11 protein-coding genes are annotated in these 15,901 nt (G+C 70.2%); 8 read left to right on the top strand and 3 right to left on the bottom strand.

Annotation, left to right across the window (positions count from 1 at the left end):
- Window positions 1-40 precede the first annotated feature (40 nt).
- Entirely contained in the window at window positions 41-988 is a 948-nt protein-coding gene (locus MMF98_RS14720; RefSeq protein WP_243307118.1) for an NAD-dependent epimerase/dehydratase family protein, read from the top strand.
- Window positions 989-1,056: 68 nt separating this feature from the next.
- Here the strand turns inward: MMF98_RS14720 and MMF98_RS14715 are convergent, their stop codons facing one another.
- Entirely contained in the window at window positions 1,057-2,091 is a 1,035-nt protein-coding gene (locus MMF98_RS14715) for a S1C family serine protease (RefSeq protein ID WP_243307117.1), read from the bottom strand.
- A gap of 262 nt (window positions 2,092-2,353) precedes the next feature.
- Between MMF98_RS14715 and MMF98_RS14710 the strand changes: the two genes are divergently transcribed.
- From MMF98_RS14710 to MMF98_RS14685, 6 genes are all read left to right on the top strand, one after another.
- Window positions 2,354-3,379, top strand: a complete 1,026-nt coding sequence (locus MMF98_RS14710; RefSeq protein ID WP_243307116.1) for an ABC transporter substrate-binding protein — start codon at window positions 2,354-2,356, stop codon at window positions 3,377-3,379.
- A 165-nt stretch (window positions 3,380-3,544) separates the two neighbouring features.
- Window positions 3,545-4,378, top strand: coding sequence for a creatininase family protein (locus tag MMF98_RS14705; RefSeq protein ID WP_243307115.1), 834 nt, complete (start codon window positions 3,545-3,547; stop codon window positions 4,376-4,378).
- Window positions 4,368-5,147 (top strand): ABC transporter ATP-binding protein, encoded by a 780-nt coding sequence (locus MMF98_RS14700; protein WP_243307114.1) that lies wholly within the window; start codon window positions 4,368-4,370, stop codon window positions 5,145-5,147. Before MMF98_RS14705 ends, MMF98_RS14700 begins: the two co-directional genes overlap by 11 nt.
- Entirely contained in the window at window positions 5,137-5,973 is an 837-nt protein-coding gene (locus MMF98_RS14695) for an ABC transporter permease (protein WP_243307113.1), read from the top strand. The genes MMF98_RS14700 and MMF98_RS14695 overlap by 11 nt, the downstream gene beginning before the upstream one ends.
- Before the next feature lie 50 nt (window positions 5,974-6,023).
- On the top strand, window positions 6,024-6,779 hold the full coding sequence (locus tag MMF98_RS14690) for a TetR family transcriptional regulator C-terminal domain-containing protein (RefSeq protein ID WP_243307112.1): 756 nt from the start codon (window positions 6,024-6,026) through the stop codon (window positions 6,777-6,779).
- 191 nt (window positions 6,780-6,970) lie between these two features.
- Complete coding sequence (locus tag MMF98_RS14685) at window positions 6,971-8,335, top strand: FAD-binding oxidoreductase (protein ID WP_243307111.1); 1,365 nt, start codon at window positions 6,971-6,973, stop codon at window positions 8,333-8,335.
- Between the two features lie 228 nt (window positions 8,336-8,563).
- Here the strand turns inward: MMF98_RS14685 and cphA are convergent, their stop codons facing one another.
- Complete coding sequence (cphA, locus tag MMF98_RS14680; protein WP_243307110.1) at window positions 8,564-11,143, bottom strand: cyanophycin synthetase; 2,580 nt, start codon at window positions 11,141-11,143, stop codon at window positions 8,564-8,566.
- On the bottom strand, window positions 11,143-13,335 hold the full coding sequence (locus MMF98_RS14675; protein ID WP_243307109.1) for a cyanophycin synthetase: 2,193 nt from the start codon (window positions 13,333-13,335) through the stop codon (window positions 11,143-11,145). Before MMF98_RS14675 ends, cphA begins: the two co-directional genes overlap by 1 nt.
- 200 nt (window positions 13,336-13,535) lie before the next feature.
- Here MMF98_RS14675 and MMF98_RS14670 point away from each other — a divergent pair, with 200 nt between their 5' ends.
- Window positions 13,536-15,884: a cyanophycin metabolism-associated ABC transporter gene (locus MMF98_RS14670; protein ID WP_243307108.1), complete on the top strand. Its 2,349-nt coding sequence runs from the start codon at window positions 13,536-13,538 to the stop codon at window positions 15,882-15,884.
- Window positions 15,885-15,901: the final 17 nt, after the last annotated feature.

Raw genomic sequence — 15,901 nt, 5'->3', positions numbered from 1 at the left:
GTATCCTCGGGGGAAATCCGATTTTCCCAACCCCCCGATTTTGCCTTCAAACCAGAACCCCCTTGGCGCACTGCCCGCGCGCTTTCGGCGCGAGCGCCTGCTGATCGTGGGTTGCGGCGATGTCGGCCTGCGCGCCGCGCAGGCCCTGGGCGCGGCGCCGGGCGCCACGCCGCGCATCCGCCTGCTGGCGCTGACCTCGTCCGCGGAACGCCGCGCCGCGCTGCGCGGGCAGGGCATCACGCCGCTGCTCGGCAACCTGGATCAGCCGGCGAGCCTCCGGCGCCTGGCCGGCCTGGCCACCCGCGTGCTGCACCTGGCGCCGCCGCCGGCCGAGGGGCAGGCCCCGTGGTGGCGCGACCCGCGCACGCAGGCGCTGCTGCGCGTGCTGCGCCTGCGCGGTGCGCCCGTCTCGCTGGTCTACGGCTCGACTAGCGGCGTCTACGGCGATTGCGGGGGCCGCCGGGTGGCCGAGACGCAGCCGACCCAGGCCCACACCCCGCGCGCCCACCGGCGCGTGGACGCAGAGCGGCTGGTGCGCCACTACGGCCGCGCCGCGCATGTGCGCACGGCCCTGCTGCGCATTCCCGGCATCTACGCGCCCGGCCGCGAGGGCGGCACGCCGCGCGAGCGGCTGCTGCGGCGCACGCCGGTGCTGGCGGCGGACGACGACGTCTACACCAACCACATCCATGCCGACGACCTGGCGCGCGCCTGCCTGGCGGCGCTGTGGCGCGGCGCGCCGCAGCGCATCTACAACGCCAGCGACGACACGCAGCTCAAGATGGGCGACTACTTCGACCTGGCGGCCGACCTGTATGGCCTGGCGCGCCCGCCGCGCGTGCCGCGCAGCACGGCGGCCGACGAGCTGCCGCTGATGCTGCTGAGCTTCATGTCGGAGTCGCGGCGCCTGGACAACGCGCGGCTCAAGCGGGAGCTGCGCCTACGCCTGCGCTATCCCACGGTGGCGCAGGGTCTGCTATCGAAGTGATAGCTGAAAATCACCGTGCCGCCTGGACATCGGGCCGATTTGATGCAAAAACAGGGTGAACCGGCCTCCTAGATGCCGGCCGGCTTCTGCATCGTGCTCATGCGGTCCACGCCCTTGAGCACGATGGTGCGCAGGGCGCTGCCCTGCAGCACCGTGAGGCGGATCTCGGCCTCGGGCTCGGCGTGCACCCACAGCTTCTTGTAGAAGGCCTCGAGCGTTGCGACCTTGGCGCCGTCCACCGCCAGCACCACGTCGCCGGGCTGCAGCCCGGCCGCCTCGGCCGGCCCGCCCTGGCTGACGCGCACGATCAGCACGTGCCCGCCTTGTTCGCTCGACGCCAGCCCCAGCCACGGGCGGTGGCTCAGGTGGCTGCTGCCGGTGCGCTGCAGCTCGCCGAGGATGGGCTTGAGCAGGTCCACCGGCACGAACATGTTGCCCGGCAGGCGCTGGCGGCCGCCCGCGGCGTCCAGCACCAGCAGGCTGCCGATGCCGAGCAGCTCGCCTTTCTGGTTGAACAGCGGCGCGCCCGAGTGGCGGGCGATCGGTGGGCTGGTGAACAGCGCGCTGTCGATGTGGTATTCCCAGTAGCCGGAGAAGGGGCGCTGGCTGACGAGCCGGGTCATGGCCACGTCGCCTTCCTCGCCGCCGGTGGCGGTCATCAGCACCTCGCCGGTCTGCAGGCCCTTGAGGCTGCCCAGCGTCATGGGGCGCGGGCCATGCCAGGGCAGCAGGGGCCGGACCAAGCCGAAGCCGGTGGCGAGGTCGTAGGCCACGGCGCGGGCGGGCAGGGTCTTGTTGTCCTGCGTGACGATCTGGATCGAGTCGGCCTCCTGCATCAGGTAGCCGATGGTGAGGATCAGCCCGTCGGCGCCGATCACCACGCCCGAGCCGCTGCGCTCCAGGCCCAGCGCTTCCGCCGAGCGCGAGCCCTCGATGGCCGTGACCTGCACCCCCACCACGGCGGCCTGGGCCCGGCTGAGCGCCTCGATGACCGCCTGCACGGCGGGAGCCGGAGGGCTGGCGGCCTGGACCTGCGCCCAGCCGAACAGCAGCGCCGCTGCCAGGAAACGGAACCCGCGGTGATGGTGGGCCAGGGTGCGCATGATGGACTCCTCAAGACGCGTGCCTGTCTGGAAGGATGCGCCGAAACGGCGGCCCGCGCAAGGCTCCGCCGCATGCCCCTGCTGCTGCAAGCACAGCCCGGCGACCGATGGGCTCAAAGACTGTGAACAAGTTCTCAGGGTTGTCCATCAGCAAAATATTTGACCAAATGGTTAAACTGGTTGTATAGTAATTTCGAGATCACCTGCAGCCGGCCGACAGCCCGGCCCAGCAGTTTCACCGGCACCATGATTGGAGATAGGCATGTCAAAGTTTCGCTTCGCGGGGGTGACCCACCTGCTTGCAGCCGCCGTGGCGGTCACCCTCAGCCTGGGCGCGAACGCGCAGGACAAGGTGACGTTCGCGCTCAACTGGAAGGCGCAGGCCAGCCAGGGCGGGTTCTTCCAGGCCGCGGCTGACGGCACCTACAAGAAGTACGGCCTCGACGTCGAGATCCAGCAGGGCGGCCCGCAGGTCAACAACCGGCCCATGCTGCCGGCCGGCAAGATCGACTTCCTGCTCACGGGCGGGCTGCTGACCGCGCTGGAGACCACGCGCGCCAAGATCCCCACCGTGGTGGTGGCGGCCTTCTTCCAGAAGGACCCGACCGCGCTCATCACGCACGCCGGCCAGTACAAGAACTTCGCCGAGCTCAAGGGCGCCAAGACGGTGCTGATCGCCAAGTCCAACCAGTTCGGCTTCTGGCAGTGGCTCAAGGCCGAGCACGGCTTCAGCGACGAGCAGTTCAAGCCCTACACCTACAGCCTGGCGCCGTTCCTGGCCGACAAGAACGCGGTGCAGCAGGCCTTCGCCACGGCCGAGCCGATCTACGCGGAAGAGCAGGGCGTGAAGACCGACATCTACATGCTGGCCGACGTGGGCTACAACACCTACGGCAACATGGTGGAGACCCGGCGCGACCTGGTCGAGAAGAACCCCGAGCTGGTGCGCCGTTTCGTCGAGGCCTCGATCGTCGGCTGGTACAACTTCCTCTATGCCGACCGCAAGCCCGCGATGGAGATGATCAAGCGCCTCAACCCCGAACTCAACGACGCCAAGCTCGAAGCCGAGTTCGCGCGCGTCAAGAACCTGGGGCTGGTGGACTCGGGCGAGTCGCTCACCAGCGGCATCGGCGCCATCAACCAGGCCCGCATCCAGGACTTCGCGGCCCGCATGACCAAGGCCGGCGTCTACAAGCCGGGCGAGGTCGATCCCAACCTGGTGGCGACCGACCGGTTCGTCAACAAGAAGATCGGCATGGACATCAAGGCCGCTGCCCAGAAGAAGTAAGGCCCGCCGCCAGCCGCCGCCCCGTGGGCGGGTGTCGCGAGCGCGGCGTCCGCCCGGTTTTCCACCCTCCCTGTTTCACGTAGTCGAGCCGCCCCGGCCGGGCGGGGCGGGCGCAGCCATGGCCGGCCCGCCCGCCCGCGCGCCGCGCCGGCTCACCCCATCCGCATGAGCAACAAGTTTTTCTGGACCGACCACACCAGCGGTGAACTCGCGGGCCGCGACACCGCCGGCACGGTGGTGATCATCCCGCTGGGCGCGACCGAGCAGCACGGGCCGCACCTGCCGCTGTCGGTGGACGTGGACATCGTCGAGGCCGTGCTGGCCCGGCTGCAGGCGCTGCGGCCGGACGAGCTGCCGGTGGTCCGCCTGCCCACGCTGGGCATCGGCAAGAGCAATGAGCACATCAGCTTTCCCGGCACGCTCACGCTCAGCGCCGAGACGCTGCTGCGGCTGTGGATGGAGGTGGCCGACTGCGTGGTGCGCGCGGGCTTCCGGCGGCTGCTGTTCCTCAACAGCCATGGCGGCCAGGGCGGGCTGGCCGACGCGCTGGCGCGCGACGTGCGGGTGCGCCACGGCGTGCTGGCGGTGACGGCGAGCACCTACAGCCTGGGCGTGCCCGAGGGCAGCCTGAGCGAGGCCGAGATGCGCCACGGCATCCATGCCGGGCAGGAGGAGACCTCGGTCATGCTGGCCTTCAGGCCGGGCCTGGTGCAGATGGACAAGGCGCGCCGGTTCGACTCGCGCTCGGCGGCGCTGGAGCAGGACTTCACGCGCCTGTCGCTGCAGGCGCGCGGCCGGCTGGCCTGGCAGATCGAGGACCTGAACGAGCAGGGGGCCTGCGGCGACGCCGCGGCCGCCAGCGCCGAGCTGGGCCAGCGGCTGATCGACTGCGCCGCGGCGGGCCTGCTGGAGCTGCTGCGCGACATGGTCCGCTACGACATGAAGAACCTGCGCCACCGCGCGATTTTCACCACAGGAGAGACAACGGATGCAACATGACAACCCCCTGGTTTCCATGCAGGGCGTCGGCAAGCGCTATGCCAATGGCACGCTGGCGCTGGACGGCATGGACCTCGAGATCGGAGACCACGAGTTCGTGAGTTTCCTCGGCCCCTCGGGCTGCGGCAAGAGCACGGCCCTGCGCATGATCGCGGGCCTGATGAGCCCGTCCGCGGGCCGCATCCGCATCGGCGCCGACAGCGCGGTGCAGCCGGCCGACGTGAGCTTCGTTTTCCAGGAGCCGACGCTGATGCCCTGGGCCACCGTGGCCGACAACGTGGCGCTGCCGCTGTCGCTGGCCGGGCTCGAGCGTGCCGAGATGGCGCGCCGGGTCGGCGAGGCGCTGGAGATGGTGGGGCTCGGTGCGTTCGGCAAGGTCTACCCGCGCGAGCTGTCGGGCGGCATGAAGATGCGCGTGTCGATCGCGCGCGCCATGGTCACGCGCCCGAAGCTGCTGCTGATGGACGAGCCGTTCGCCGCGCTCGACGAGATGACGCGCATCAAGCTCAACAACGACGTGCTGGCCCTGTGGTCGGCGCACCGGCTGACCACCATCTTCGTGACGCACAGCGTCTACGAGTCGGTCTACCTGTCCAGCCGCATCGTGGTCATGGCCGCGCGGCCGGGCCGCGTGGTGGCGGATCTGGCGGTCGATGCGCCCTACCCGCGCAACGAGGAGTTCCGCATGTCGGCCGCCTACAGCGACTGCTGCCGCTCGGTCAGCACCGCGCTGCAACAGACCCTGAATGGAGTGGAACATGCACATTGAGAACAACGCAGGCGGGCAGGACTGGCTGGCCCGCCGGGAGCGCGCGGAGCAGGTCCGGCGCGTGGTGTCGCCGCTGGTGGTGCTGGCCGCGCTGCTGCTGGTGTGGGAGCTGTGGGTGCGGCTCAACCAGATTCCGAGCTACATCCTGCCGGCCCCGAGCCTGGTGGCCGTCACGCTGGCACAGACCTTCGGCTCGCTGCTCGGCTCGCTGTGGTTCACGGTCAAGCTCACGCTGATGTCGCTGGCGCTGGCGGTGGCCGGCGGCGTGCTGCTGGGCACGGCGTTCGCGCTGTCGCGCACGGTGGAGTACAGCCTGTTCCCGTTCGCGGTGATCCTGCAGGTGACGCCGATCATCGCGATCGCGCCGCTGATCCTGATCTACGTGGACAGCACCTTCGCCGCGCTGCTGATCTGCGCCTGGCTGGTGGCGTTCTTCCCGATCCTGTCCAACACCGTGATCGGCCTGCGCAGCGCCGACCACAACCTGCGCGACCTGTTCACGCTGTACCGCGCCACGCCCTGGCAGCGCTTTCGCCGCCTGCTGGTGCCGTCGGCCACGCCGTACTTCTTCGCCGGGCTCAAGATCGCCGGCGGCCTGTCGCTGATCGGCGCCGTGGTGGCCGAGTTCGTGGCCGGCAGCTCGGGGCGCGACACAGGCCTGGCCTCGCGCATCCTGGAGGCGAGCTTTCGCAACGAGGTGCCACGCATGTTCGCCGCGCTGGTGCTGGTGTCGCTGTGCGGCGTGGTGATCTTCCTGGTGACCGCCTACGCGGCGCGCAAGGCGCTCGGCCACTGGCACGAGAGCGAAGTCAAGCGCGAGGCCTGAAGCCCCGTGCGCGTGCCGACATAATGGGCAGTCCTGTCGAACCGGTGTCTATGTCCCATCCCAACAAAGTCGTGTCCCAGGCGGCCTTGCGCCGCCTGAAGCTGCTGGAGCAGGTCCGCCGGGCGGCCATCGAGGAGTTCGCGCAGTACGGCCTGCGGGGCGCCTCCACGCAGGGCATCGCGCAGCGCGCCGGCCTGTCCAAGCCGTCGCTGCACTACTACATCGAGAGCAAGGAAGCCCTGTACGAAGAGGTGCTGCGCGCCACCACGCGGCAATGGGGCCAGCTCATCGACCAGACCGACGCCACCATGGAGCCGGCGCAGGCCATCGCGCGGCTGGTGCGCCAGAAGCTCGAGTTCGCCTTCGACAACCCGGCGGTGTCGCGGCTGTTCACCAAGGAGGTGATGGACGGCGCCACCTACATCCGCGAGTACTGGGCCGAATGGGCGCAGGGGCGCGTCAAGGCGCTCGAGCTGATCCAGAGCTGGGTCGACCGCGGCCTGATCGCGCCGGTGGACCCGCTGATCTTCCTGTTCCACATCTGGGCCGTGACGCAGCACTACGCCGACTACGAGAGCCAGGTGCGCTACATGATGCAGCGCGAGGACGGCTCGCTGGACCGCGCGCGCATCACGCACGAGGTGACGCGGCTGGTGCTGCGCGGCTGCGGTATCGAGTGGCAGCCGCCCGCCGAGGCTAAAGCCCCGGCTGCTGCCCCGGCCGCCGCCCCGCGTTCGCGGGCCACCGTGCGCAAGCCCACGGCCACCACGGCGCCGGCGCGCAAGACCCGCAAGGCCACGGGCTGAATCCCGTTCAGCCGCGGCGGGCGCCGCGGGCGGTTTCACCATAATATTTGACCAAATGGTCTGAATCATTGGTTAAAATTTACCCATCGCGCCGGCCCGGCCCGCATCGGCCTGCCGCCGGTGCAGTTCCCGGGCCGCGGCGCCTGGCTGTCGCGGGCCTTGCGGGCCCGCCCTTTCCGGAAAAGATCCTGATGAATCCACACACCGACTCCCTGGCCCGATTCACCGAAGAACTGGGCGGCATCCGCGTGCTGAGCGCGCCCGAGCAACTGCGGCGCAAGTCGCGGGATTTCTTCTGGTACAGCCCGATCCTGAACGAGCAGCTCGAAGGCCGCACGGCCGATCTCGTGGTGGTGCCGCAGACCGAGGACGAGGTGGTGACCATCGCGCGCGCCGCCGCCCGCCACGGCCTGCCGGTGACGGTGCGCGGCGGCGGCACCGGCAACTACGGCCAGTGCGTGCCGCTGGCCGGCGGCGTGGTGCTGGACATGACCGCGATGAACCGCATCCTCTCAATCCGCGACGGCGTGGCCGAGGTGCAGGCCGGCGTGCTGCTGCACGCGCTGCAGCAGGAGGCCGAGAAAGTGGGCCAGCAGCTGCGCATGTTCCCGTCCACGCTGCGGGCGGCCACGGTGGGCGGCTTCATCGCGGGCGGCTCGGCCGGTGTCGGCTCGGTGCGCAACGGCGTGCTCAAGGACCCGGGCAACGTGCTGTCGGTGCAGGTGGTGACGCTGGAGGAAACGCCGCGCGTGCTGGAACTGCAGGGCGAGGACGTGCAGAAGGTGCACCACGCCTATGGCACCAACGGCATCATCACGCGCGTCACGCTGGCGCTGCAGGCCGCCGTGCACTGGTACCACTCGATCGCCACCTTCGGCAGCTACGCCGATGCCACCCGCTTTTGCCACGGCATCTGCGGCACCGACATCGACCTGTTCCTGCTGACCGCCGTGGAGAGCGGCTTCACGCCGTACTACAAGCACCTGGCCGAGTACTTCCCGCCGGGCAGCCACGCCGTCTTCGCGATGGTGGGCGAGGACAGCCGCGAGCGCTACCGGGCGCAGGCCCGCGCCTTCGGCGGGCAGGAAACCCTGTGCCTGCCGGAGGCCGAGCTGCACGCCCGGCGGCTGCCGCCGGCCTACGAATGCGCCTACAACCACACGACGCTGCAGGCGCTGAAGGCCGACAAGAGCTGGACCTACCTGCAGTTCGAGCACCCGCATCCGTTCGACCTCGACCTGTGCACGCGCTTCAAGCAGCGCTTTGGCGACGAGGTGCTGTGCCACGACGAGTTCCTGCGCGCCACGCCGACGGAGTACGGTGCCTACGGCCTGCCCCTGGTGCGCTTCACAACGGCGGCGCGCCAGTACGAGATCATGGATTTCCTCGAGGCCAGCGGCTGCCTGATCTTCGACCCGCATGTCTACACCATTGAGGACGGCGGCATGAAGACGATCGACCAGAACCAGCTCGCCTTCAAGCGGCTGGCCGATCCGGCCGGGCTGATGAACCCGGGCAAGATGAAGGCCTGGGAGGCGCAGCGGGCCCCCGCCTGATCCGGGGCGGCCCTGAAGACTCTTTTTGGGGAAATTTCAAGCCAGATCGGGCCGATGTCCTTGTCGGGTGGACCTCGGTCGCTATCAAAAAGTGAGCGATTGGTCGGCGGCACGAGGCCTCGCTTCACGCGGCGGGGCAGCCCGGGCTACTCAAAATTGATAGCAGAGAATGACGGCGGGACAAGGACCTCGGGCCGATTCTTCTCAAGAATGGCGCGCCGGGCTCCTTCAGGCCGCGATCGGCGCTTCGGCCACGCGGCGCGCCAGGTGCGCCAGCGCCTCTTCCACCTGGTCCACCAGGATCAGGCACAGGTCGCCCGGCTGCAGGCGCGCCAGCGCGGTGTCGATGGCCAGGAACTCGCCATGGATCTCCTCGATGTGGCGCGTGCGGCTCGCCTGGGCCAGGCCCTCGCGCAGCAGGCCCATCACCTCGCCGTCGGCGCGGCCGCGCTGGGCCGCGTCCTGGTAGAGGAGGACGTCGTCGAAGGCTTCGCCGAGGATCACGGTCTGGTCGCGGATGTCGCTGTCGCGGCGGTCGCCCGCGCCGCTGATGACCACGCTGCGCCGGCGCGAGGGCATGGCGTTCACGGCGGCCACCAGCGCGTGCATGGCGTCGGGGTTGTGGCCGTAGTCGGCGATCACGGTGGCGCCGCGGTAGTCCATCACGTTGAAGCGGCCGGGCGCGTTGCTGCTGTCGTTGACGAAGCTGGCCAGGCCGTGGCGCAGCGTGTCCCAGTTCAGCCCCACGGCCCAGGCGGCCGCCACCGCGGCCATCACGTTCTCGATCTGGAAGCCGATGGTGCCGCCGCGCGTGATCGGCACGTCGCGCAGCGCCACGCGCTCGCGCCACGAGCCCTCGGCGGCCACCAGGGTGTCGCCGTCCAGGTAGACCACGCGCCGGTTCTGCGCGCGGTGCGCGGCCAGCACGCCGTTGTGGCGGTCGCCGCCGAAGAAGATGACCTGCCCCGGGCAGCTCGCGGCCATGCCGGCCACGATGGGGTCGGCCGCGTTGAGCACGGCCCAGCCTTGCGGCGCCACGTTCTGCACGATCACGCGCTTGAGCACCGCCAGGTCTTCCACCGTGGTGATGTAGTTCAGGCCCAGGTGGTCGCCCATGCCGACGTTGGTGACCACGGCCACCTGGCAGCGGTCGAAGCCCAGGCCCTCGCGCAGCACGCCGCCGCGCGCCACCTCGAACACGGCGGCGTCCACGTCGGGGTGCATCAGCACGTTGCGCGCGCTCTTGGGGCCGCTGCAGTCGCCGCTGTCGGTCTGGTGGCCGTTGACGTAGACGCCGTCGGTGTTGGTCATGCCGGTGCGCAGGCCGCTGGCCGACAGCAGGTGGTTGATCAGGCGGGTGGTGGTGGTCTTGCCGTTGGTGCCGGTCACGGCCACGATGGGAATGCGGCCGTCGTTGCCGTGGCCGAACAACTCGTCGATCATGGCCGCGCCCACGGGGCGGCCCTTGCCATACGAGGGCGACAGGTGCATGCGCAGCCCGGGCGCGGCGTTCACCTCGACGATGCCGCCATGCTGCTCCTCGAGCGGGCGCAGCACGCTCTCGCAGACCACGTCCACGCCGCAGATGTGAAGGCCCACCATCTGCGCGGCCGCCACGGCGCGCGCCGCCACGTCGGGGTGCACGTCGTCGGTCACGTCGGTGGCGGTGCCGCCGGTGCTGAGGTTGGCGTTGTTGCGCAGGATCACGCGCCGGCCCTTGGGCGGAATCGAGTCGGCCGTGAAGCCCTGCAGCTCAAGGCGGGCCAGCGCGATCTCGTCCAGCCGGATCTTGGTCAGCGAGGTGGCATGGCCCTCGCCGCGGCGCGGGTCCTGGTTGACGATCTCCACCAGCTCGCGCACGGTGTGCAGGCCGTCGCCCAGCACCTGCGGCGGATCGCGCCGTGCGGCGGCGACGAGCTTCCTGCCCACCACCAGCAGCCGGAAATCGCTGCCCGGCAGGAAGGTCTCGACCATCACGCTGCCGTATTCGGCGGCGGCGCGGTAGGCAACGTCGAGGTGCTCGCGGCTCGCGATGTTGACGGTCACGCCCTTGCCCTGGTTGCCGTCCTGCGGCTTCACGACCACCGGCAGGCCGATGCGCTGGGCGGCCTCCCAGGCCTCGTCGGCGCTGCCGACCAGGCAGCCCGTGGGCACCGGCACGCCGGCCGCGTGCAGCAGCTTCTTGGTGAGGTCCTTGTCCTGGGCGATCGATTCGGCCACGGCGCTGGTGGCGTCCAGCTCGGCGGCCTGGATGCGGCGCTGGCGCGCGCCCCAGCCGAACTGCACCATGCTGCCGCGCGTCAGGCGGCGGTAGGGAATGCCGCGCGCCACGGCCGCGTCCACGATGGCGCCGGTGCTCGGGCCCAGGCGCTCGTCCTCGTCCATCTCGCGCAGCTGGGCGATGGCGGCTTCCACATCGAAGCAAGTGTCCTGCAGCGCGGCATGGATCAGGGCCTGCGCCAACTCGAGCGCGAGGCGGCCCACGGCTTCCTCGCTGTACTGCACCACCACCTGGTAGACGCCGGCTTCCAGCGTGGCGGCCGTGCGGCTGAAGGTGACCGGGCAGCCGGCCTCGGCCTGCAGCTCCAGCGCCGCCGATTCGAGCACGTGGGCCAGCGACACCGGCCCCTCGTGGCCGCCGGGGCGCAAGGCGCCGACGGCGGGGAACAGCGCGCGCACGCGTGGCTCGAAGCCGGGCAGGGCGTCGATGTCGCGCTCGGCTTCGGCGCAGGCGACGATGGCTTCGAGCGCCGTATGGCGGCTCCAGAGGTTGGGGCCGCGCAGGGCCCGGGTGCGGGAGATATCCATCAGCGTTGTCTTTCTGCGCTGTTGTCTTGAAATGCCTCGATGCCGGTCCCGATCAGCGGGGCCGGAATGCCCAGGGCCCAGGCCGCCGCAACAGCGGCTAGCAGGGTTTCGTCGGCCGTGCCGCCGCGGCGCTCGTGCCAGGAGCCGAGCTTGCTCAGGTCGGGCAGGAAGGCCTCGGTGGCGCCGGTGGCCAGCACCACCTGCTGCTGGCGGATGAAGACGGCCCGGCCGCCCTGGGCGCGGTGCGCCGCCAGGGCGGGCAGGTTGGGGCTGAGCCCGTAGAAGATGACCTCGCCGTCGCACAGGCCGGCCATCTCCGCCACGCGCTCCTCGGCGGCGTTCAGCACGGCGGTGCCTTGCGACAGCACCACGTCCACCTGGGTGCGCAGCACCTTGAACATCTGCTCGTCCTGCGAGATGTCGAACTCGCCCAGGTCCTGCGCGCCGTCCAGGTCGGTGACGATGCCGACCTGGCAGCGGTCGTAGGCCAGGCCATCGCGCAGGATGGCGGCGGCGCCGTTCTCGATCACGGCGGCCTGCACCAGGCGGTTCATCAGCAGCCGGTGGCTGGCGTCGAAGTGGGTGCTGTCGCCGGCTTCCACGCGGCGGCGGTCCAGGAACAGGCCGTCGCGGCAGGCCAGGCCGGTGTGGCGCCCGCTCAGGTGCAGCAGCCAGGCCACCAGTTGCGCGATGTGGTGCGTGTCGCGGCTGCCGGCCACGCCGACCACCGGGATGCGGCCGCTCTCGCCCTCGGGAAAGAGGTGGTCGCAGATCGCGCGGCCGACCGGGCGCGGCGCGCCTTCGGCGGGCTTGAGGTGCATCAGCAGGCCAGGGCCGGCGTTGACCTCGACGATGGCGCCGCCCTGGGCGCCCAGGGGCCGGGAGATGTCCTGCGCCACCACGTCCACGCCGGCGATGTCCAGCCCGACGATGCGGGCGGCCAGGCTCACGACGCGGTCCACCTCGGGGTGGACTGCGTCGGTGCAGTCGATGGCGACGTTGCCGTTGCGCTGGATCAGCACCTCGCGCCCGGCGGCGGGCACGGAGCCGGGCGCCAGGCCCTGGCGCTGCAGGTCGAGCACCACGGCCTCGTCCTTGTCGAGTTCGATGCGGCTGAGCGGGTAGTCTTCTTCCAGGCCGCGCCGCGGGTCGGTGTTGAGCTGGGCGTCGATCAGCTGCACCACGGTCGAATGGCCGTCGCCCGTGACCCAGGCGGTCTCGCCGCGCGCGGCGGCCACCACGCGGCCGCCCACCACCAGCAGCCGGTGTTCGTGGCCGCGGATGAAGCGTTCCACGATCACCTCGCTGCCATGCGGCTCGGCCACGCGGAAGGCCGCTTCCACTTCCTCGCGGGTCTTCAGGTCGAGCGAGACGCCGCGCCCGTGGTTGCCGTCCGACGGCTTGACCACCACCGGCAGGCCCATGTCCTGCGCGGCCTCCCAGGCGGTTTCGGGGCTGTCGACGAGTTCGCCTTCGGGCACCGGCACGCCGCAGGAGGCCAGCAGGCTCTTGGTGAGGTCCTTGTCGTGGGCGATGCCCTCGCCGATGGCGCTGGTGAATTCGGTCTCGGCGGTCCAGATGCGGCGCTGGCTGGCGCCGTAGCCGAGCTGCACCAGGTTGCCGTCGTTCAGGCGAATGTGGGGGATGCGCCGGTCGGTGGCGGCCGCGACGATGGAGGCGGTGCTGGGGCCCAGGTAGCAGTCGTCCACCCGGGCGCGGATGCGGCTGACGGCCGCCTGCACGTCGGCCGCGGTGAACGGCTCGTCGTTGATGACGGCCATCAGCAGGCGGTGGCCTTCGGCCAGCGCGGTGCGCGCCACCTGCTCCTCGCGCGCGCGAAACACCATGCGGTAGACGCCGTGCTGCGAGGTGCTGCGCGTCTGGCCGAAGCCGGTGGGCATGTCGGCCAGGTTCAGCAGTTCGATCACCACATGCTCCAGCACATGGCCGGCCCAGGTGCCTTCCAGCAGCCGCTGCAGGAAGCCGCCGCGCTCGCCCACGCCGCAGTGGTGCTCGACCAGGGAGGGCAGCAGGGCGATCAGCCGGTCGTTGAAGCCGGGCAGGGTCTGGGAGGGGTGGTCTTCCAGTTCGCCGAGGTCGAGCCAGACCTCGAGGACCGGGCGGTAGGTCCAGATATTGGGGCCGCGCAGGTAGCGGGTGCGCAGCAGCTTGATGTCGTTCTTTTTGCTCATCGGGATGGCGTGGGTGTCAATTGACCCTGCTCCAGCCGGGGGTGCTCCGTGGAGGCCGGGGGACGCTGGCCGGGCCAGCAAGGGGGCGGCAGGGAAATGAGCCATGTTCTGAAAGATAGGGACAAAGGCCTGCGTGCTTCGGCGAAAATCCCTGGATCCGCCATCCCGGTACCGGCAACTGGGCTCTGCAACAAAGAATCATGCAACAAACTCTTCCCGCCAACGTTTCAAATGCCGTCCACCAGGCGCACATCGATTTGCGCGCACAACTCGCAGCAGGTGAGAACGTTTTGGCCAGTCTGCCGGTTGACCTGAATGCGCAAATGCAGTTTTCGGCCGGGCTGGTGGCCCTGACCGACCGGCGCCTGCTGGCCTGGGAGGCCGGCGCCACCGGGTGGCGGGACTGGCCGCTGGACGCCGGCGGGGCGGATCTGGCCCTGCGCCATTTCGACCATGCCGGGGTCGGCACGCTGGAACTGCACGATGGCTTTGGCCGCCTGGCGTTCTGGCGCTTCACCCTGGAGGGACAGCCGCAGGCGCTGCAGCTGGTGCGGCTGTTCGAGCGCGAGACAGCGCGGCGCCAGTCGGGCGTCCCGCCCGAGGCCGGCGCGGACGGCCCGCCGGCCGCCCTGTGCCCCCATTGCCAGACGCCCCTGCCGCCCGATTCGGAGGAGTGCCCGCTGTGCGAGCCGGACCTGCAGGCGCCGCCGTCCACCTGGGTGCTGCTGCGCCTGTGGCGCTTTGCCCGGCCCTACCGCAAGCAGCTGGCGACCGGGTTCGCGCTCACGCTGGCGTCCACGGCGGCCACGCTGGTGCCGCCATACCTGACGATTCCGCTGATGGACGACATCCTGATCCCGTTCCAGAACGGCCAGCAGATCCCGCCCTGGCGGGTGCTGGCCTACCTCGGGGCGCTGCTGGGCGCGGCGCTGCTGGGCTGGGGCCTGAGCTGGGCGCGCACCTACCTGCTGGCGCTGGTGTCGGAGCGCATCGGGGCCGATCTGCGCACGGCCACCTTTGAACACCTGTTACAACTTTCGCTGGATTATTTCGGCGGGAAACGCACCGGCGACCTGATGGCGCGCATCGGCTCGGAAACCGACCGCATCTGCGTCTTCCTGTCGCTGCATGCGCTGGATTTCGCGACCGACGTGCTGATGATCGTGATGACGGCGGTCATCCTGTTTTCCATCAATCCCTGGCTGGCGCTGGTGACGCTGCTGCCGCTGCCCTTCATCGCCTGGATGATCCACATCGTGCGCGACCGGCTGCGCACCGGCTTCGAGAAGATCGACCGCGTCTGGTCCGAGGTCACCAACGTGCTGGCCGACACCATCCCGGGGATCCGCGTGGTCAAGGCGTTCGCCCAGGAAAAGCGCGAGGCGCAGCGTTTTCGCGAGGCCAACCAGCACAACCTGCAGGTCAACGACCGGCTGAACAGGACCTGGAGCCTGTTCACGCCCACGGTGTCGCTGCTGACCGAGATCGGCCTGCTGGTGGTCTGGGCGTTCGGCATCTGGCTGGTGTCGCGCCAGCAGATCACGGTGGGGGTGCTGACCGCCTTCATCGCCTACATCGGCCGCTTCTACACCCGGCTCGACTCGATGAGCCGCATCGTCTCGGTCACGCAGAAGGCGGCGGCCGGCGCCAAGCGCATCTTCGACATCCTCGACCACGTGTCCAACGTGCCCGAGCCGGCGCAGCCGGTGAAGCTGGCGGCGCTCAAGGGGCGCATCGAGATGCACGGCATCGGCTTTCGCTACGGCAACCGCGCGGTGATCCGCGGGCTCGACCTGGCCATCGAACCCGGCGAGATGATCGGCCTAGTGGGCCACAGCGGCTCGGGCAAGAGCACGCTGGTCAACCTGATCTGCCGCTTCTACGACGTGAGCGACGGCAGCATCCGGGTGGACGGCACCGACATCCGCCGCCTCGGCGTGGCCGACTACCGGCGCCACATCGGCCTGGTGCTGCAGGAGCCGTTCCTGTTCTTCGGCACCATTGCCGAGAACATCGCCTACGGCCGACCGGACGCCAGCCGCGCCGAGATCATCGCCGCCGCGCGCGCCGCGCACGCGCACGAATTCATCCTGCGCCTGCCGCAGGGCTACGACTCGCTGGTGGGCGAGCGCGGCCAGGGCCTGTCGGGCGGCGAGCGCCAGCGCATCTCGATCGCGCGCGCGCTGCTGATCGACCCGCGCATCCTGATCCTGGACGAGGCCACCTCGTCGGTGGACACCGAGACCGAGAAGGAGATCCAGAAGGCGCTGGACAACCTGGTGCAGGGCCGCACCACCATCGCCATCGCGCACCGCCTGTCGACGCTGCGCAAGGCCGACCGCCTGGTGGTGATGGACCGCGGCCAGGTGGTGGAGGTGGGGCCGCACGATGAGCTGATGGCCCGCCAGGGCGCCTACTGGCGCCTGTACGAGGCGCAGGCGCGCCAGGTCGATACAGAGGCCGACGAGGCCGGCATGGATGCGGGCTCCAGCGTGGCGCTGGCCACCTCGCAGGCGGCCCACGTGGCCCAGCGCACCGGAACCCCATGAGCCTGCACGCTAGGAAC

This window comes from Variovorax terrae (assembly GCF_022809125.1).
In the GTDB taxonomy this organism is placed as follows: domain Bacteria; phylum Pseudomonadota; class Gammaproteobacteria; order Burkholderiales; family Burkholderiaceae_C; genus Variovorax_A; species Variovorax_A terrae.
Note: the sequence above shows the minus strand (reverse complement) of the source record. Positions and strands in the feature narration are given on the sequence as shown.